Annotated in this window: 17 protein-coding genes; 3 read left to right on the top strand and 14 right to left on the bottom strand. The window is 59.1% G+C overall.

Annotated elements, in window-relative coordinates:
- Positions 1-32 precede the first annotated feature (32 nt).
- The 13 genes from AC3WMU_RS05525 to AC3WMU_RS05465 form a co-directional block, all read right to left on the bottom strand.
- Entirely contained in the window at positions 33-1,478 is a 1,446-nt protein-coding gene (locus AC3WMU_RS05525) for a mannose-1-phosphate guanylyltransferase/mannose-6-phosphate isomerase (RefSeq protein WP_006222195.1), read from the bottom strand.
- A 51-nt stretch (positions 1,479-1,529) separates the two neighbouring features.
- A complete protein-coding gene (locus AC3WMU_RS05520) occupies positions 1,530-2,186 on the bottom strand; it encodes an ABC transporter ATP-binding protein (RefSeq protein ID WP_035212122.1) in 657 nt (218 codons plus the stop codon).
- Positions 2,183-2,971, bottom strand: a complete 789-nt coding sequence (locus AC3WMU_RS05515; protein ID WP_006222197.1) for an ABC transporter permease — start codon at positions 2,969-2,971, stop codon at positions 2,183-2,185. The genes AC3WMU_RS05520 and AC3WMU_RS05515 overlap by 4 nt, the downstream gene beginning before the upstream one ends.
- Positions 2,972-2,980: 9 nt before the next feature.
- Positions 2,981-3,943 carry a polysaccharide biosynthesis/export family protein gene (locus AC3WMU_RS05510; protein WP_006222198.1) on the bottom strand — a complete coding sequence of 321 codons (963 nt, stop codon included), beginning with the start codon at positions 3,941-3,943 and terminating at the stop codon, positions 2,981-2,983.
- Between the two features lie 158 nt (positions 3,944-4,101).
- Positions 4,102-5,208, bottom strand: a complete 1,107-nt coding sequence (locus AC3WMU_RS05505) for a KpsE/RkpR family capsule polysaccharide export protein (protein WP_006222199.1) — start codon at positions 5,206-5,208, stop codon at positions 4,102-4,104.
- A gap of 224 nt (positions 5,209-5,432) precedes the next feature.
- The gene (locus tag AC3WMU_RS05500) at positions 5,433-7,028 is read right to left on the bottom strand and encodes an LTA synthase family protein (RefSeq protein WP_035212206.1); all 1,596 of its coding nucleotides are present in this window, start codon (positions 7,026-7,028) and stop codon (positions 5,433-5,435) included.
- Positions 7,021-7,815, bottom strand: a complete 795-nt coding sequence (locus AC3WMU_RS05495; protein WP_492281956.1) for an SDR family NAD(P)-dependent oxidoreductase — start codon at positions 7,813-7,815, stop codon at positions 7,021-7,023. The genes AC3WMU_RS05500 and AC3WMU_RS05495 overlap by 8 nt, the downstream gene beginning before the upstream one ends.
- Positions 7,812-8,825: a phytanoyl-CoA dioxygenase family protein gene (locus AC3WMU_RS05490; protein ID WP_492281955.1), complete on the bottom strand. Its 1,014-nt coding sequence runs from the start codon at positions 8,823-8,825 to the stop codon at positions 7,812-7,814. The genes AC3WMU_RS05495 and AC3WMU_RS05490 overlap by 4 nt, the downstream gene beginning before the upstream one ends.
- Before the next feature lie 189 nt (positions 8,826-9,014).
- Complete coding sequence (locus AC3WMU_RS05485) at positions 9,015-9,515, bottom strand: Dps family protein (RefSeq protein WP_006222203.1); 501 nt, start codon at positions 9,513-9,515, stop codon at positions 9,015-9,017.
- 150 nt (positions 9,516-9,665) lie between these two features.
- Complete coding sequence (locus AC3WMU_RS05480) at positions 9,666-10,616, bottom strand: LysR substrate-binding domain-containing protein (RefSeq protein WP_088587325.1); 951 nt, start codon at positions 10,614-10,616, stop codon at positions 9,666-9,668.
- 82 nt (positions 10,617-10,698) lie between these two features.
- Complete coding sequence (gene recG / locus AC3WMU_RS05475) at positions 10,699-12,789, bottom strand: ATP-dependent DNA helicase RecG (RefSeq protein WP_006222205.1); 2,091 nt, start codon at positions 12,787-12,789, stop codon at positions 10,699-10,701.
- 40 nt (positions 12,790-12,829) lie between these two features.
- Positions 12,830-13,216, bottom strand: a complete 387-nt coding sequence (locus AC3WMU_RS05470) for a Rid family detoxifying hydrolase (RefSeq protein ID WP_006222206.1) — start codon at positions 13,214-13,216, stop codon at positions 12,830-12,832.
- A gap of 108 nt (positions 13,217-13,324) precedes the next feature.
- Complete coding sequence (locus AC3WMU_RS05465; protein ID WP_424625335.1) at positions 13,325-14,239, bottom strand: LysR family transcriptional regulator; 915 nt, start codon at positions 14,237-14,239, stop codon at positions 13,325-13,327.
- 98 nt (positions 14,240-14,337) lie between these two features.
- Here AC3WMU_RS05465 and AC3WMU_RS05460 point away from each other — a divergent pair, with 98 nt between their 5' ends.
- Genes AC3WMU_RS05460 through AC3WMU_RS05450 form a run of 3 tightly spaced genes read left to right on the top strand, consistent with a single transcriptional unit; the run spans position 14,338 to position 17,095 of the window.
- Positions 14,338-15,696 (top strand): acyclic terpene utilization AtuA family protein, encoded by a 1,359-nt coding sequence (locus AC3WMU_RS05460; protein WP_424625336.1) that lies wholly within the window; start codon positions 14,338-14,340, stop codon positions 15,694-15,696.
- Complete coding sequence (locus AC3WMU_RS05455) at positions 15,693-16,082, top strand: AtuA-related protein (RefSeq protein ID WP_492281954.1); 390 nt, start codon at positions 15,693-15,695, stop codon at positions 16,080-16,082. Before AC3WMU_RS05460 ends, AC3WMU_RS05455 begins: the two co-directional genes overlap by 4 nt.
- A gap of 47 nt (positions 16,083-16,129) precedes the next feature.
- The gene (locus AC3WMU_RS05450; RefSeq protein ID WP_424625337.1) at positions 16,130-17,095 is read left to right on the top strand and encodes a Bug family tripartite tricarboxylate transporter substrate binding protein; all 966 of its coding nucleotides are present in this window, start codon (positions 16,130-16,132) and stop codon (positions 17,093-17,095) included.
- 75 nt (positions 17,096-17,170) lie between these two features.
- Here AC3WMU_RS05450 and AC3WMU_RS05445 read toward each other — a convergent pair whose 3' ends face one another.
- On the bottom strand, positions 17,171-17,947 hold the full coding sequence (locus AC3WMU_RS05445; RefSeq protein ID WP_006222211.1) for a ferredoxin--NADP reductase: 777 nt from the start codon (positions 17,945-17,947) through the stop codon (positions 17,171-17,173).
- Between the last annotated feature and the right edge of the window lie 242 nt (positions 17,948-18,189).

Raw genomic sequence — 18,189 nt, 5'->3', positions numbered from 1 at the left:
AACTGGCGGATATCTAGCAAATACTTTAGCATTCATCCACGGCCGTAATTATCTGAATAGCGAACGATGTCGTCCTCACCCAGATAAGTGCCAGATTGAACTTCAATCATTTCCAGAGGAATTGCTCCCGGATTGTGCAATCGATGCTTTTCGCCGAGAGGGATGAAGGTGGACTGGTTCTCGGTAAGAAGAAAAATGCGCTCGCCACATGTAATCTCGGCAGTACCTTTGACGATGACCCAATGCTCAGCTCGATGATGGTGCATTTGCAAACTTAAACTTGCGCCGGACTTGACCATGATTCGCTTCACCTTAAATCGATCGCCCTGTTCAATTTCATCGTACCAACCCCAGGGCCTATGCACTTTTCTATGAACTTCGTGTGCGGCACTGCCCTTGGCTTTCAACTGCGCGACGATTTCCTTTACTTCCTGAGCCCGGTCACGACTCGCGACGAGCAATGCATCAGGCGTATCGACAACGACTACGTCGTCGACCCCTAAAAGCGCAATCAAACGCGAGCTGGCATGCACATAACTATTTCTCGAAGCCAAGACAATTGCATTGCCTTTAATAACATTCTCATTATCATCCTTTGCAGCGACATCCCATACCGCGTCCCAAGCACCTAGATCGCTCCAACCTGCGCTCAACTTCACGACCGAGATCTCGAATTCTGATCCGGCACAATTTTCGACGACAGCATAGTCAATGGACTCCGCTGGCACACTCGTGAAAAGCTCGCGATGAGGGCGAAGAAAACTACCTTCGCATTGCTTTTTTTCCCACGCCGCAGCAGTCGTCATAAAAATGTCGTTTCTGAAAGTCTTCAGCGCCTCCAACCATACACTGGCGCGTACGACAAACATTCCTGCATTCCAGAGATAGTCGCCTGACTTCAAATACTCCGTTGCAGTGCAAGAATCGGGCTTCTCGGCAAACGCGAGCACCTTGCTTACGCCATCTTCATTGATGGAAGTGTCATGCCTGATGTAGCCATAGCCAGTTTCTGCATGTGTAGGCTCAATACCCAAGACGACGAAGCCCCCCTTTTCGGCCGTGGCCACTGCCATACGCAGGGCCTCTCCATAGGCGGCCTCATCAGTAATCGACTGATCTGCAGGAGTTACTACCAGGACGGGATCCCCTCCCCCACAAACGGCTTCAAGTGCGGCGAGCGTCATGGCCGGCGCAGTATTTTTTCCGACCGGCTCGAGGATCACATCCACACGTCGGAGCGGCAGTTCTCTAAGTTGATCGAGCATCAGGAAGCGGTGCTCTTCGTTCGTAACGACAAGCGTTCGAGCAATATTTTCCTTATCACCCAACGCATCATTTATACGTTGAACGGCATTCTGAAACAAGCTTGTCGTACCGTCAAAAACCAGGAACTGCTTCGGAAAACCGGTACGAGAAAGCGGCCAGAGCCTTGTCCCCGCCCCGCCACATAAAACGACCGGAATAATATCGTTAGCCATTTCTGGTCCTATTAAATTTTAAAACTTGCCTGCCAATTAAATAATTTGGACTTACAACTTCTGATAAAAGTCCAAGCCTTCTTGCATATCATCAAAACTATGAGCCACACCATCTTTTAGAACAATGGCCATATCACAAAAGCTACGTGCCTGACTTGCACTATGCGTGACCATGATCATGGAAGCAGCGCCGATTTTTCTTTTGAATTCTTCTTCCGCTTTTCTCTTGAAACTGCTATCACCAACCGATAGCGCCTCATCTACCAAATAATAGTCAAAATCGAATGCGAAACTCATTCCAAATGCAAGCCGCCCTCGCATGCCGGAGGAATAGGTATTGACTGGCCGGTCAAAATAGATACCAATTTCGGCAAAATCCTCAACGTACTTAACCACATTCTGAAAATGCTCTCCTTCGGCACCCATTACTCTTGCAACAAACTTCGCATTTTCCCTGCCCGTCAGTGAACCCTGAAAACCTCCTGACAATCCAACCGGAAACGATATCCGTTTACTTGTCATGATCTTCCCACTATCCGGAGTATCTTGACCTGCAAGTAACCGTAAAAGAGTCGACTTTCCCGCTCCGTTCTTCCCCAAAATGGCGACATTTCTTCCGGAGGGAATCGCAAAGCTAAGGTTGCGAAAGGCGTAGAGTCGATCCTTTGTCGTTCGGAAAGATTTAGTGAGCCTATCCACGATAATCATACGGCCACCAATCGTTCCTTCGACACGCGATATGCGGCCAAGGCAAGAAACAACGCGACAAGCGCAACTGCCGCGGGGTAAGCCAAACTCACCTGCCGCAGGACCTCGTAATACGGGATGCTTGTTCCGCGCATTATTTCAATTAAATGCAAATAGGGATTCCATAGCAAATGGGAAATAAACCGGTCGGGCAATGCAGCTACGGGAAATATGATCCCAGAAATCAAATACAGCGGCAAATAGGCCATCCTGATGAGATTTGCCAACTCAGGAAAATAGGCGATAAATATGCAAAACAAAATAGCCAGAGAATAAGACAGCGATATTCCGATCAGCAGGGCCAATACCCAACGCAAAGGATGGGAAAATCCCACCGAAAGATCTGTCCACATGCTTAACGAAAAAATAATCAAGCAGTACACCACGGCGATTAAAGTGAATTCAACCAGTGCCCTAGCAGAAATCATGTCGATCGCTTGGATCTGGCGGTACGCGAACAGCCCGCGATTTGCGTTGACGGCTTGCATCCCAGTAAGCGAGATATTTTTAAATAAGACAAACGGCACTATGCCATTCACAAGAAAGAGTAAAAGCGGTACTCCGTGTATAATCGGCGCCCTGATGAGACTGAAAATAGCCAACATCAGTACAAGTTGCCCTAACGGCTCAAAAAGAAACCAAAACGCTCCGAGTCGGTTGGCACCAAATTTTCCGCGAATTTCGCGGAGCATCAGCGCAAACAGTACAGCTCTGACGATGACCAGGGCAGATCTCTTGGCTTGCATACTAAGAACTCAAAGATTTTCTATGGTGCGACCCAGCACTAGGACCTGTACGATTGGCGAAATAATTTTTTGCCATTCATACACCGCAGCATTCGTCACATAGATAGCATCTTCGGGTTGCACCAGGAATTGACGAGCCAAAAACATCGACGCCGGCTCCTTTAGATTCAAGCGGAAAACCTGCGCTTTAGGCTTGACTTCTCCTGTGTCAGGATCTTTATCGTCAATCAGTCGAAAGACAAAAACTCCCGCGGCATCGGCTTTCGCCTCGCTCAAGCCTTTTACGCTTCCCAGCACTTCCAGCAAACTGGGACTATTTGAGGGAAGGTCGTGTAGGCCCGGGTCGCCGACGGCCCCCATGGCTACAAACCGCTTGCGTGCACGCTCAAGCACCACTTCCGCACCGGGTGGTACGACTTGATTCTTACCAGACAACAAATCCTGATAGTTGAATTGGTATGACTTGTCGCCAGTACGCACTACGACGCGAATCAGATGTGGTTCAAGCAGCGGTCCTCCTGCTCTATTGATCGCATCAAGCAATGTTAATGGTCCTTGCAAGGCGGAGAAACGCCCCGGTGCCTTTACAGCCCCCGCAACGAGCACTGATCCCGACAGATCGCCGGTCAAAGATACCTGTACCTGGGGGTCGCTAGTGATGCCCTTGAGCTTTTTTCGAATCAAGGTTTCGACTTCTGCTGGGCTCTTGCCCGCCACACGCTCTCTTCCAACATAGGGAAGCGAGATCGTGCCTTGACTATCGATCCGGATGTTGTCGAAAGTAGTTCCACCTACCGCCAAAGACGCGAACATCGCCCCTTCAGCGGCGCTGTCCGAAATCATCACTCGTATAACGTCACCAGGCACCAACCGCACCTCAGGCACAGTAGGCAGCGCCACAGACACGTCCGGCTCAACTTCAGGCGGACGCATATATGGCGCGATCGTCTGGGCGCTAAGGTCGATCAGCATATAGTTCTGCGAATCTTGGTTATTCATCACAGCGAAGCGCGACGGACCGGCCGATGAAAGCAAACTCCCACACCCGGCCAACAACAGCGGCAGACAAAGCGCAGATGTGCGCAAGAAAAATCTGTAAGACACGACTTTCATAATGATACGGCGCCCAATTAGTCTCGATGATCTTCGATCGTGGCAATCACAAACCGAGCGATGCCATAGAACAGCATCAATGCAATGAGCAGTGTGACCAAGTTGTATATGCGATCTGGATATGTAGCCCGATCAGGAAGATTAGGCGAGACAACCGTTACAAGACTCCGGAGCTTCTTGCTCGCTTCGATGCGAGCCGACTCTACCGAACTAACGGCGAACTTATATGCCTCTTCCGCAATGGCGGCGTCAATCGTCAAATTCCGGTATCGAGAAGCGACGACATTCAGCTTGTCTCCTCCCTTTTGGGATACGAGCCTTTGAATCTCAGAAGCCAATTGCTGCTCAAGCGCACTAATGCGATTACGCTGTTGGCGGATTTGCGGGGTATCGGCGTTCAATGTACCGGACAGGCCCTTAAGCGTGGTCCGCTCTTTGGTCAAATTGGCCTCGAGTTCAGCAATGATTTCAGCACGGGCTTTCGCGGTCGCTTCGGCATCAAGTAGGTTATTCGTGCTTTGGAATTTCAGCATGTCTTCGCGGCGATCCTCGTAAACGGTCCGCGCTTTGGCAAGCTCGCTTTGCGCAAATGCCATCTGCTCGCGCGCCATGCGGTGCGACAACTCGTTAACGAAGCGCTCGCTCTCGCCCAGCATGATTTTCAGCACTTCTTCGGCGAACCGGGGATCGAACGCTTGAACGCTCACGCTCAAGAGGCCTGTCTGTTCGTCGAAATGCGCGGAGACGATGCGTCTGTAGTACTCAAGCAGATCTTCCCGCTGGGCATTGTTGGACAGCCAGTAGAAGGGATCCTGCCACCTGCCCGCGTAATGCGTGGACCAATCCAGCTTCTGCTGCAAAACATTCAGCATGTCCTGAGAAGTTAAAAACTCGCGAAGATACAAAGTCTCCTCGCGGGAAGTCGGGTTAAGTCCGCTCAACATGACGGCCAACCCGGGCATTTGCGGCGTCTCGTTATTGCCCACCTGCCGCACGGCGACTTGAGCAGTACTGACGTATCTGTCCAACGCTAATAGGCTGTAATAGACCAGGGCCAAAATCATCGGAACGCCAACAAGCCAAACCATCAAGCGCTTCGACTTCATTTTTTGTAAATTTGTCATCTAATATTTTTAAACCATACAAATAAATGCATAAACTGCACTAATTTTGTAGCGACTTGCCCGCTTCGGTGGTCCTTTCTGCTGAGCGCCAAGATTGTACTTGCAAATAGACAAGCGTCTGTTGCACAGCCAGCCTAGGAATGCATAAAATCATTCATTTTATGTCTTTATGTATCTATCATTGCGCAATCTAAGCGGAATCTGTCACACATCCGCTAATAGTGTCATGGCACTAGTCCGGCTCCCTTGAGGAAGGCCTCAGCGAGTGATTCGACGTCCTTGTTCTTCGGCACGCTGCGGCAAGGGCTATCAGATCTCCATATCACATAGTCTGTGGCCCCATCCGACTCTCCAAGCCGCTGGTACACACTCGGCATGATCGGCACATGGTCCCCGAAGACGCATAGCGAAGCAGGACGCTCTGCGCCTTTCAGTTCCTGCCGCAAAGCCCCAAACATTGCATCTGCATTGCGTAGATGTCTGGCATACGCCACCAAGTCTTCGCAACCTTCAGGCAATGCACCCTTCAAGACGCCTAAGGCATCCGTACTGACAACTGATTCCCAATGCAAGGGCCCGTGATTTTCCATCGTGATCACGTGCACGTATAAGGGCCCCGTAGAGGAAGCTTGCCGCAGGAGCTGGATCACCTTCTCACCCAGTGCGATGTCTCCAACATAGGGGCCACTGCGCGGTGCACCTTCGAAATCCTCGATGCCAACGAATTCGTCGAATCCCAATTGCGGTAAGACCTTATCGCGCTGATAGAAAGTCCGATGATAGGGATGGACGCAAATTGTGCGGTATCCAAGCGATCTCAGATAGGAGGCAATCGTAGCGAAGCCTTCCATAGCCAACTTGCGGTAGGGGTTGTACTGATGCACACCTAAGGTGTCGGCATTCATACCCGAAAGGAATGCGAATTCCGTCCGTACCGTATTGGCCCCCCAAGCTGGCACTTTTAGCTGGCCGTGCTCAAGCGCCTCCGCCTTCAGCACATCAAAGTTCGCAAGAACGTCCTGTTTCACTAGCCCTGGGTAAATGCGCCTTGCGTCGAAGAACGACTCGCTTTGAATGGCGACCAGATTAGGCAGTGTCGCGGGCAGGACATTGGGAGGTTCGACCCTGCTAAATGGAGCGAAGTCGCGCTGGAATGCACAAGCCTGCTTTTCGCTGCGACCGTAGGCCCATAGAAAAGCGATTATTCCCAACGAGCGCAGTTCTGGGACCGTTTGGAAGGTGATACGAACACCCCGGCCCGCCAAGACTGCGATCGCCAATCCCGCCAGTGCCAATCCGAAGGTGTGCGCAAAGAACAGTGCCGCCGGCGCAGTCGGATCAAACATGTGCTCCTGCGGTAGTTCCGCGAACGACACAAGCCACACCCCGGCTCCTGCCGTCACGGAATCTTCCAGCATCAGACCTGCTGCCAGCGCGACGCCGTACCCGCCTCCAGCGGCAAACGCGCGGCCAATCCCAAAGAATGGCAGGTACAAGCGGGGATGCCGGAGCGCATCCAAAAAGTACTCAAAATCCGGATAGACAAAAGGTTCCCGCAACGCGTGGTATTTCGCGTTATTCACCAACACGAGCAACAATTGAACGGCCAACACATTTACGATGCCAAAATACGGCCGCCTGAACAGCGCCAGCTCCAGCGCAAATGCAAGCGTCCAAACCCCCAGATGCACCGTCACCGCAGCAACCGGCCGCCGCCAAGGCGCCACTGGCCGCGGCGTGAGCAAGGCTTCGACCACAAATGACAACGCCAAGCCGATCAAATACGGCGGCAGCAGAGGAATCCAAAACGCCTCAATCACCGTAGCCAAGCCTCTTCAGGATCCACCCCGACACTGCAGGATGAATCACAGACAACAGGAAGCATCCAAGATTCAGCGGAAACGGGAAGCTGATGCGCGCCCGATTGGCCGCCAGGCCACGGCGGATAACACGCGCGGCTTTTTCGGACTTCCACAGAAAAGGTTTGGGGCCAGGCATAGCCGCACACATTTGCGACTCGACATAGCCCGGCATCACTACGTTGAACTTGATTCCCTGGTCGGCCATGGCATCCCGCATGGCCTCGCCGTACACCTTCACGGCCGCCTTGCTGGCGCTGTAGCTTGGGGTCTCCGGTAGGCCACGCCACGCCGCTAACGAACTGATCAACGCGATCTGCCCATACCCGCGCTTGCGCATCCCTGGCAATACGCCTTCCACTGTCGCGAAGACAGCCTTGATGTTGACGTCCAGCAGCCGTTGCACGTCTTGCCAGTCTTCGCCCTGATGCTGGGGGCCGGTGTTGATGTTGACGCCTGCATTGGCGATCACGAGCTCGGGCATTTCCAGATCACTTACGGAAGTCAGCCAGCCGACCAGCGCGTCATGCTCGCGGACATCAAGTTCTTGCGTAACGACGCGCGCTCCGAGCGCTGTGCATGCCTCGTCCAACTCCTGCAAACGCGTCGATTTTCGGCCTTGCAGAATCAAAGTCTTTGTTCCTGCAGCCGCATACTCCAGCGCCAGCGCTCCGCCGATGCCACCCGTTGCGCCGGTAATGAGCACGCAGCGGGGCAAACCGGGCTGCATGCTTTTAGTGCTGTTCATGGTTCTACCTTATTTTTCGGGACACGCCGCCACGGGTTTCGCCGTAAACCAAGAGCCTCTCCCAAATCCCGAACGCGCCAATACAAGGGCACGAATCTACCCTTCAAGCCCGGCAATCCCTGGATATCCCAGCCGGTCCAAGGCAAAAAGGGATTGCGACGGCCATAGCCCCAGATTTCGATTCGCGTAGCGGGATGATTGCTTGGGCCTCGGGAGTGAAAGCCTGACGTGTCGGCGACCACCAGTGTGTTCCGCTTGACTGAAAAGGTGCGCGGCTCCGCGTAGCCCATCCGCCGTAGCGCATCTTGCGAAACCCGCAGCGACCCGCGGGCGCTCAGGCGGTCCAGCGACTGCGCGTGCATGGACTGACGGCGCAACCAGGCCAGACGGCGGCGATTGACACGATGCGACCCCGGCACATAGACGAACGGGCCGTCGCCCTGCTCCACATCGGTCAGAAACAACCAGGCCTTCACGGTGGGATGAAACGTGTCGGAATGCAGCTGCATCTGCGGATCGTCCGACGCCTTGCGGACTCGAGTCATGATCGTCTGCAAGTAGTTCATGGGATGGCAGCGGAACGAACTGGCATAGCTGAGCAACCCCAGCCACTGTTCGCCCCCAAGGACCGCTCGGGTCGCCGGCATGTGCCTAAGCGTATCCGCGTCCAGAGAGACGCGGCGGGTGATCGAGTCGCCCTGCATCATCTCCCTGCTGTCGCCATTCAGGTTGAAGATCTCCTGCGCAACAGCTTCGAATACAGATGGAGCTAAAAAATCCTGCTTGAGGATATACCCGTCGCGATCAAAATCTGCGCGATCTTGATGGCTTATTCCGCACGCCAGACGCCGACGGCGGAACGCCGCCAGGCGGTGGGCCAGCCTCACGCGGACAACATGCAGCCCCCTCTTATTGAGGAATGCACTGCCGATGATGGGATTGTCCTTGAACGATTTGGCCTCGGTCGCAAGCGCCAGCAACCAGATCGGCGCGCACAGCCAACGCAGCACTCGGGCGGCGTATGTAGAGAGGGTCGCAGAAGGTTTTGTCTGTGGCGTGGTTTTTGGCACGGTGCATAACGGACAAGGCCGCCCTGAGGCGGCCATTGTCCGATTTCACAATGATCCGATTGCGCCCCCCGGATGGGGACGACCGGGCATTGTAAGCCAACGCCGCGACGGCGCTGGATAGATCAGTCGTTACTGCAGCAAGCTGCGCAGCATCCAGGCGTTCTTCTCATGCACGTCCAGGCGCTGCGTCAGCAGGTCGGCCGTGGGCTGGTCGTTGGCGGCGTCGGCCTTTTCGAAGGCGGCGCGGGCGGTCTTGGCGACGGATTCGTTGGCGCTGACCAAAAGTCGGACCATTTCCAGCGCTTCCGGCACCGACTCGGGCTCGGCAATCGACGACAGCTTGGAGTATTCGCGGTAAGTGCCCGGCGCGTAATGGCCCAGCGCGCGGATGCGTTCGGCGATGCTGTCCAGCGCGTTCCACTCTTCCGTGTACTGCGTCATGAACATCAGGTGCAGCGTATTGAACATCGGCCCCGTGACGTTCCAGTGGAAGTTGTGCGTCATCAGGTACAGCGTGTACGAGTCGGCCAGCAGCTTGGACAATTCACCGGCGACGGCGGCGCGGTCCTTGTCCGAAATGCCGATGTTGATGCGCGGAACGCTCGGGGTCTTCTTGGTGGACTTGGCCATTGCTAGCTCCTATGGGATAAGTACGAATTAAGGATACCACTGCAAACACTACGGATTGACTCAAGACAAGCACGAAGCAAGGGGTTGCGCGACGCCGGTTTGACGCGGCTCAAAAGACCTTTCCGTCGCGTCGCGCCAGCCCTTGCAATATCAGTCCTGGATCGCGGCTGCCTCGTCGGTCAGCATCTTCACGCCAGGCAGCTCGCATTCATAGACGGCCTGCGCCAAGGCTTCGATCGCGGCCAGGCGGGGGAAGCTGCGGCGCCAGGCCAGCACCACGCGGCGCTCGGGCACGTGGCCGTCGAATGGCAGGTAGCGCAGCAGGCTGTTGCTGGGCGGATGTTCGGGCACGGCCGTGATCGGCAGTACGGTGACGCCGATGCCGGCTGCGACCATATGGCGGATGGTTTCCAGCGATGAACCTTCGAAGGTGCGCTGGATGCCGTCGCTGGCGGCCGAGAACCGGGAAAGTTCGGGGCAGACTTCCAGTACCTGATCGCGGAAACAGTGTCCGCTGCCCAAGAGCAGCATGGTCTGCTGCTTCAGGTCCTGGGCATCGATGGATTTGCGCTGGGCCAGTTCGTGGTCGTTGGGCACTGCGACGATGAAGGGCTCGTCATAGAGGGGCTGCATGACGAGGCCGGCTTCGGGCAGCGGCAACGCCATGATGGCGCAATCTATCTCGCCCTGGCGCAGCAGCTCCACGAGGCGCACCGTGAAGTTTTCCTGCAGCAGCAGCGGCATCTGCGGCGTGCGGCCGATCTGCACCGGCACCAGCTTGGGCAGCAGATAGGGGCCAATGGTGTGGATCACACCCACGCGCAAGGGGCCGGCCAGCGGGTCGTGCCCCTGCCGTGCGATTTCCTTGATGCTGGCGCTTTCTTCAAGCACTTTCTGCGCCTGCGCGACGATGCGCTGGCCGATCGGCGTCACGCCGACCTCGGCGCCGCCGCGTTCGAACAGCGTCACGCCCAGTTCGTCTTCCAGCTTGCGTATCGCGACGGACAGCGTCGGCTGGCTGACGAAACAGGCCTCGGCCGCCCGGCCGAAATGCCGTTCGCGCGCGACGGCGACGATGTACTTGAGTTCGGTGAGAGTCATGGTGGACTACGCCCCCGGGGGTTGCGCGCGGGCCTTGCGGCCGGCGCTTGAAAGATTCAGGTTAGGAACGGGCCGCATGGCGTCACGTCCGCAGGAAGTCTTCGCGGCCGCGCATCCAGCGCGCCAGGTGCGCTTCGACGGCATCGGGATGCTCGGCGCGCAGCCATACCGCGGCATCGCGCGCATCTTCGGCGATGGCGGCATCGGTTTCCAGGTCGGCAAAGCGCAGCAGCGCCATGCCCGACTGGCGCGTGCCCAGGAATTCGCCCGGGCCGCGTTGTTCCAGGTCGCGACGGGCAATTTCAAAGCCGTCCGACGTCTCGAACATGGCGCGCAGGCGTTCGCGCGCGATCTGGGACAGGGGCGTTTGATAGAGCAGCACGCAGACCGATTCGGCGGTGCCGCGCCCTACCCGGCCGCGCAACTGATGCAGCTGAGCCAGACCGAAGCGTTCGGCGTGTTCGATGACCATCAACGATGCGTTGGGCACGTCAACGCCGACTTCGATGACGGTGGTGGCCACCAGCAGGTCTACCTCGCCTTCGCGGAATGCCTGCATGACGGCGGCTTTTTCGGCTTGCGGCAAGCGGCCATGAACCATGCCGATTCGCAAGTCGGGCAGATCAACCCGCATGGCTTCGTAGGTGTCCACCGCCGTCTGCAACTCCAGCGCTTCGCTTTCTTCGACCAGCGGACAGACCCAATAAACCTGCTGACCACCCCGCGCGGCCTGGGCCACGTGGGCGATGACTTCTTCGCGCCGCGCGTCGGAAACCAGCTTGGTCAGCACCGGCGTGCGGCCAGGCGGCAGTTCGTCGATGACGGACACGTCCAGGTCGGCGAAGAATGTCATGGCAAGCGTGCGCGGAATGGGCGTGGCGCTCATGTTCAGCTGATGCGGCACGATGCTGCCGCGGACGGTTTCGCCCTTTTTGGTCAGCGCCAGGCGTTGGCCGACGCCGAAACGGTGTTGCTCGTCAACGATCGACAGGCCCAGGCGATGGAACTCGACGTGATCCTGGATCAGCGCCTGCGTACCGACGACCAGTTGCACGCTGCCGTCGGCGGCGGCCGCGGCGGCCTCGCGGCGGGCTTTGGCGGTGAGGCTGCCGCTTAACCAAGCGACGTTCACGCCTAGCGGCTGTAACCAAGACACCAGCTTCTGGAAGTGCTGTTCCGCCAGGATTTCAGTGGGCGCCATCAACGCCACCTGCGCGCCACTGGCGATCGCTTGCGCTGCCGCGATAGCCGCGACGACGGTCTTGCCGCTGCCCACATCCCCTTGCAGCAGGCGGTGCATGGGATAGGGCTTGGCCAGATCCGCCGAGATTTCCTGCACCACGCGTTCCTGCGCGGCGGTCAGTTTGAATGGCAGCTTGGCGTAGAGCTTGGCCACCAGGCCACCCGGCTCGTTACGCGCAGGCAGCGATTCAGCTTCTTTCACACGGCGCGCCGCACGGGCGGCCGCCAGTGACAACTGCTGGGCCAGCAACTCATCGAACTTGATCCGACGCCAGGCTGGATGCACGCGGTCCAGCAGCGCCTGCTCGGACTCGCCCTGGGCGGGCGTGTGCAATGCGCGAATGGCGGGTTCGAAGGGCGGCAGGTCATAGCGCTGGCGCGCTTCGTCCGGCAAGGTATCGGACAGGTCGGCGCGGTCCAGCGCTTGCGCGATGGCGCGACGCAGGGTCAGCTGGGGCAGCCCCTCTGTCGTTGGATAGACAGGGGTCAGCGCCGTGGGCAATGGGGCATCCGCATTGGTCATGCGGGGGTGCACCATCTGGCGGCCGAACATGTTGGTACGGACTTCGCCGCGGGCGCGCAAGCGCTTGCCCACGGTGATCTGCTTCTGCTGGCTGGGATAGAAATTCAGCCAACGCAATTGGAGTTCGCCGGTTTCATCCACCAGCGTGGCGGTGAGTTGGCGCCGAGGCCGGTACAGCACCTCGGATTTGGTGATCTCGCCTTCGACCTGGCCGGAAAAGCCGGGGCGCAAGGAACTGATTGGAATGACGCGGGTTTCGTCCTCGTAGCGCAACGGCAGGTGCAGCACGAAGTCCTCGGGCAGCACCAAACCCAGGTTACGGAGCTTGCGCTCTGTATCCGTCAACGGTTTCCCGGCGCCTTTGTTATCGGCGCCGGGTCGCTTGGAAGCCACGGCCGCGGCCGGCATGAAGGAACGAACCCCTGGTGTCAAAAAGTCCGGGTATGCCTTACAGGACGAGGATGGCTTCGACTTCGAACTGCGCGCCCTTGGGCAGGCTGGCCACGCCGATGGTCGAACGCGCCGGGAACGGCTGCGGAATGAGTTCGGCCATGATGGAGTTGGCGGCGGTGAACTTGCCCAGGTCGGTCAGGAACAGGGTGAGTTTGACGACGTTGTCCAGCGTGCCGCCGGCGGCGGTGATCACGGCTTGCATGTTGGCGAACGCCTGGCGCACCTGGGCGTCGAAGTTTTCGGAGACCAGATCGCCGGTGCCCGGCTCCAGGCCGATCTGGCCCGAGAGGTAGACAGTCTTGGTGCCGCTAACGGCAACCGCTTGCGAGTAAGGGCCAACGGCGGCGGGCGCGGCGTCGGTATGGATGATTTGCTTGCTCATGGGCGGAATCCTTCAGGTGACGGATAGAAGCTACAACTATCGGAGTTTAAACAGCAATAGACTTTTGCGAAAGTGCCCGGATGACGCAGGGATGTCACTTCCCGGGTGCTACGAGTCTGCCTGATGCCCTGCGCCGCCGATATCGCCCCGATGCGCGATCAGCAGTTCGTATAGCGCCTGGGCCGCTACCGAGAGGCTGCGGCCTTTGCGTTGCACCAGGTAGAGCGGCCGCGTCAGGGCGCGTCCGGCAAGCGGCACCACACGCAGGTCATCGCTGCGGAAATGAAAAAGCGTCATGGCGGGCACGACCGACACGCCCAAGCCGGCCCGGACCAGCCCGGTCACGGTGGCCAGGTGCTCAACTTCGAACACGGGCAGCGGCGCGTCGGCGCCAAGCGCCTCGTCCAGATGTTTGCGCACACTGCTGCCCCGCGCAAGTTGAATGACGGGATAACGCACGATGTCGCGCAGGCGGACTGGGCTTTGCGCTGCCAAAGGATGATCTGCCCGGCACACCAGGAAATAGCGGTCGGCGTGCAGGAATTCGCTGTCCAGGTCCGTCATGTCCGGCCGGCGGGACGCCACGGCAAAGTCGACCTGACCGCTTTGCACCATGTCCAGGCAGGGGTCCAGCAGCGCATCGCGCAAGTCCAGCACGATGCCCGGGTGCGCCTGGCTGAAGCGCGCCAGCAAGCCTGGCAGCCAGCCGGCGGCCAATGAGGGCAGCGCTGCCAGCGCCACGTGGCCGCGGCGGCGCGCGGCGTGGTCGCGCAGGTCGTCCATGACCAGATCCATGTCCGCCAGCAGGCGGCGCGCCGAGGCATCCAGCACCCTGCCCTCAGCCGTCAACTCCACGTGCCGCGTGTTGCGGTCGAAGAGCCGCAGGCCGGCTGCGTCTTCCAGTGAACGGATCAATGCGCTGAAAGCCGGCTGCGTCAGGTGGCAGCGCTGGGCGGCGCGGGTGAAGTGCCGCTCGTCGGCCAGGGCCACGAAGGCGCGCAATTGCCGGGCAGATAGATTCATGGGTTTCTTCTATCAATTCATCCGATCTTTCTATTTTACTGATGAACCTCGTATGCCTATAGTGGCCCGGACAGCCCTCAAGGCCGACTGGACCCTTTATGCCTCAATCTCCCCTGCTTATCGGCTGCGCCTCCGGCTTCTCCGGCGACCGCAGCGACGGCGCCGCCGCGGTGGTGCGCACGCTGGCCGCCCAGGGCGGCGGCACGCTGATTTTCGAAACCCTGGCCGAGCGCACGCTGGCGTTGGCCCAATTGGCCCGCAATGACGATCCCAGCCGCGGCTACGAGCCGCTGCTGGACGAACTGGTATCGCCGGTGCTGGCAGATTGCCTACGCCATGGCATCAACATCGTCAGCAATTTCGGCGCCGCAAACCCGGCCGCGGCAGCCCGGCGCATTGCCGCAATCGCGCGCGAGCAGGGGCTGCCCGTGCCGAAGATCGCGGTGGTGCATGGCGACGCATTGAATACGGCGGCGCAACGCGCCTTGCTGCAGGAACGCCTGGGCGCGGCGCTGGAAGGACAAGAGGTGGTTAGCGCCACGGCCTATCTGGGTGCGACGGAAATCGCGCAGGCCCTGGCCGCCGGCGCGCAGATCGTCGTGGCAGGCCGCGTGGCGGACCCCTCCCTGACACTGGGACCGGCAATGGCGCACTTTGGCTGGGATGCGGCTGACTGGCCCCGCCTGGGCCGCGCCACCATGGCGGGCCACATGCTGGAATGCGGATTGCAGGTCACGGGCGGCTATTTCTGCGTGCCTGGCCTGAAAGAGGTGCCCGACGTGCACGCGGCGGGATTCCCCATCGCCGAAATCCATGCGGACGGCGAATTCATTATCGGCAAGGCCGCCGGCACCGGCGGCGCGGTGGACGCCCGCACCGTCAAAGAGCAATTGCTGTACGAAGTGCATGACCCCGCCCGCTATCTGACGCCCGACGTCGTGGCCGACCTGAGCCAGGCCCGGGTCGTCGAATTGGGCGGCGACCGCGTCGCCGTGCACGGCATCACCGGCCACGCCCGTCCGTCCGAACTCAAGGTCAACGTATGCTATCGCGGCGGCTGGCTCGCCGAAGCCGAGATCTCGTACGCGGGCGTGCAGGCCGAAGCCCGCGCGCGCCTTGCTGCGGACATCGTCCAGAAACGGCTGGGCGCTGCCTTCAGGCTGCGCGCCGATCTCATCGGCGCGATCAGCATCCTGGGCGATGACGCCGGTGAAATGCGCCGCGCGCGGCCCGATGGCCAGGCGCGCGACGTGCGCCTGCGACTTGCCGGTGAACATGCCGACCGCGCCCAGGCTGAACGCATCCTGCGCGAAGTGACTGCGCTTTATACCTGCGGGCCGGCCGGCGGCGGCGGCGTCCGCACCGCGTTGCGCCCGCGCCTGAACATGGTGTCCTGCACCATTTCCCGCGAAGCCGTGCCCAGCGGCTGGAGTTTCCTGGAGGACATCGCCCCATGACCCGCAACCCCGACACGCAAGTCGTGCCGTTGTACCGGCTGGGCCACAGCCGCTCCGGCGACAAAGGCGATATCTCCAACCTGAGCCTGATTGCCTGGGACCCGGAATGCTATGCGGTACTGGCGGCGCAAGTCACCGAGGCACGTGTTGCCGCGTGGTTTGCGTACCGGCACCCTGCCCGTGTCACCCGCTATCTGCTGCCCACCCTGCATGCCATGAACTTCGTGCTGGAAGGCGTGCTGGACGGCGGCGTGAACGACGCGCTGAACCTGGACACGCACGGCAAGAGCCTGTCTTTCCGATTGCTGGACTTGACGGTGGAGGTCAGCCCCGACCTGGCCCGCCGGCTGCCAGACATACCCGGCGACCGTCCCGCGGCCGCCTGATCACTGCCATCACCACCCTATAAAAAAACACCACAGGAGACACACACATGCGCATTTCATCCAAGGGCCGGCTGGCCCTGCTGCTGGCGGCCGCCCTCCCCCTGACCGCGCTGGCCCAAAGCTTTCCGGCCAAACCCATCACGTTCATCGTGCCCTTCGCAGCCGGTAGCGCCACGGACCAGATCGGCCGCGCCATCGGCCAGGGCGTCACGGAACAGACCGGCCAGGCCGTCGTGATCGAGAACAAGCCCGGCGCCAGCGCCATGATCGGCGCCGCCGCCGGCGCGCGCGCCGCGCCCGATGGCTACACGGTCCTGATCACCACCAACACCACGCACGCCGCCAACGAACACCTGTACAAGTCGCTGACGTACCAGCCCGTCAAAGACTTCGCGCCGATCTCGCTGTTGGGCAAAGGCGGCCAGATCATGGTGGTCAATCCGAATTCGTCCGCCAAGACCGTGGGCGACTTCCTGGCCCAGGCCAAGCAGTCGCCGGGCAAGCTGAGTTTTGGCAGCGGCAGCTCCAGCAGCCGCATCGCGGGCGAATTGCTGCAACAGATGGCGGGCGTGCAGCTGCTGCACGTGCCCTACAAGAGCAATCCGCTGGCCGTGACCGACCTGCTGGGCGGCCAGATCGACATGATGATCACCGACACGGCGACCGGCCTGCCCCAGGTCAAGTCCGGCAAGCTGCGTGCGTTGGGAGTGACCGGGCTGGCGCGTTCGCCGCTGGCGCCTGACGTGCCGACGATCGCCGAAGCCGGCGTGCCGAATTACGAGATGGGTTATTGGTTCGCGGCCTATGCGCCTGCCGGCACGCCGCCCGACGTAATCAAGCGCTTGAATGGGCTGCTGGTGAACGCTACCAAGACCAAGCCCGCCCAGCAGTTCTATGGGCAGACCGGCACTGACCCGGCCACCTCCACGCCCGACGAATTGGCCGCGTTCCAGCAGGCCGAATCCAGGAAGTGGGGCGACATCATCAAGAAGGCCGGAATCCAGCCGGAGTAAGCTGGGCCTGCCTTGGAATGCAAAAAACCCATCGCCTGGGCGATGGGTTTTTTTATCGGCACAAAGCGCGGAGGCTTATTTGTCGACGAAAGCGCGTTCCACCACGTAATCGCCCGGCTGGCCCACGCCCGGCGACACGACGAAACCGCGCTTGTCCAGCATGGCGCTGATGTCGGCCAGCATATGCGGGCTGCCGCAGATCATGGCGCGATCAGTTTCGGGGTTGATCTGGGGAATGCCGATGTCTTCGCAGAGCTTGCCGTTTTCCATCAGTTCAGTGATGCGGCCCTGGTTGCGGAACGGCTCACGCGTCACGGTCGGGTAGTAGACGAGCTTGTCGCGGACGACGTCGCCGAAGAACTCGTTGTTCGGCAGTTCCTTTTCGATGAAGTCAGCATAAGCCAGTTCGCTGACCCAGCGCACGCCATGAACCAGGATGACCTTGTCGAAGCGTTCGTAGATGTCCGGGTCTTTGATGATGCTCATGAAAGGCGCCAGGCCCGTGCCGGTGCCGAACAGGAACAGGTGCTTGCCCGGCTTCAGGTCGTCGACGACCAGCGTGCCCACGGGCTTACGGCTGACCAGGATGGTGTCGCCTTCTTTCAGATGCTGCAGTCGCGACGTAAGCGGACCGTTCTGCACCTTGATGCTGAGGAATTCGAGGTTTTCTTCGTAGTTCGCACTGGCGATGCTGTAGGCCCGCAGTAGCGGCTTGCCTTCAACTTCCAACCCGATCATGACGAAGTGGCCGTTGTGGAACCGCAAGGCCGCATCACGCGTCGTGGTAAAGGAAAACAGGGTGTCGTTCCAGTGGTGCACGCTCAGTACGCGCTCAGTGTTGAAAGCAGCCATGTCGTAGTAGGTAATATTAGGGTTGACCCTATTCTACAGGGTCTTGATAGGAATTGCTCTCATTATTCCGTAATACCCTTATGCCGTATTGATGGGGATCAAGGGTTGGAACCCATGCCTTACGAATAGTTGAATGCTGTTTCGCTTCCTGTTATCGTCCGGGTCTCAGTTGATAATCGTTTTCGTTAGCAGACCGTTTTAAGCAACGGAAAGCCCTTCACGGCTTCCTCGTTGCTGCCCTA

It is taken from the genome of Achromobacter sp. FW305-C-13, assembly GCF_058783475.1.
This window is presented reverse-complemented; position numbering and strand designations above follow the sequence as displayed.

What these genes read in the sequence shown, in the direction of transcription:
- AC3WMU_RS05525 (WP_006222195.1), bottom strand. Translation starts at nt 1,478, where the DNA reads ATGGCTAACGATATTATTCCGGTCGTTTTATGTGGCGGGGCGGGGACA.
- AC3WMU_RS05520 (WP_035212122.1), bottom strand. Translation starts at nt 2,186, where the DNA reads ATGATTATCGTGGATAGGCTCACTAAATCTTTCCGAACGACAAAGGAT.
- AC3WMU_RS05515 (WP_006222197.1), bottom strand. Translation starts at nt 2,971, where the DNA reads ATGCAAGCCAAGAGATCTGCCCTGGTCATCGTCAGAGCTGTACTGTTT.
- AC3WMU_RS05510 (WP_006222198.1), bottom strand. Translation starts at nt 3,943, where the DNA reads ATGCTGATCGACCTTAGCGCCCAGACGATCGCGCCATATATGCGTCCG.
- AC3WMU_RS05505 (WP_006222199.1), bottom strand. Translation starts at nt 5,208, where the DNA reads ATGACAAATTTACAAAAAATGAAGTCGAAGCGCTTGATGGTTTGGCTT.
- AC3WMU_RS05495 (WP_492281956.1), bottom strand. Translation starts at nt 7,815, where the DNA reads ATGAACAGCACTAAAAGCATGCAGCCCGGTTTGCCCCGCTGCGTGCTC.
- AC3WMU_RS05485 (WP_006222203.1), bottom strand. Translation starts at nt 9,515, where the DNA reads ATGGCCAAGTCCACCAAGAAGACCCCGAGCGTTCCGCGCATCAACATC.
- AC3WMU_RS05480 (WP_088587325.1), bottom strand. Translation starts at nt 10,616, where the DNA reads ATGACTCTCACCGAACTCAAGTACATCGTCGCCGTCGCGCGCGAACGG.
- recG (WP_006222205.1), bottom strand. Translation starts at nt 12,789, where the DNA reads ATGCCGGCCGCGGCCGTGGCTTCCAAGCGACCCGGCGCCGATAACAAA.
- AC3WMU_RS05470 (WP_006222206.1), bottom strand. Translation starts at nt 13,216, where the DNA reads ATGAGCAAGCAAATCATCCATACCGACGCCGCGCCCGCCGCCGTTGGC.
- AC3WMU_RS05465 (WP_424625335.1), bottom strand. Translation starts at nt 14,239, where the DNA reads ATGAATCTATCTGCCCGGCAATTGCGCGCCTTCGTGGCCCTGGCCGAC.
- AC3WMU_RS05460 (WP_424625336.1), top strand. Translation starts at nt 14,338, where the DNA reads ATGCCTCAATCTCCCCTGCTTATCGGCTGCGCCTCCGGCTTCTCCGGC.
- AC3WMU_RS05455 (WP_492281954.1), top strand. Translation starts at nt 15,693, where the DNA reads ATGACCCGCAACCCCGACACGCAAGTCGTGCCGTTGTACCGGCTGGGC.
- AC3WMU_RS05450 (WP_424625337.1), top strand. Translation starts at nt 16,130, where the DNA reads ATGCGCATTTCATCCAAGGGCCGGCTGGCCCTGCTGCTGGCGGCCGCC.
- AC3WMU_RS05445 (WP_006222211.1), bottom strand. Translation starts at nt 17,947, where the DNA reads ATGGCTGCTTTCAACACTGAGCGCGTACTGAGCGTGCACCACTGGAAC.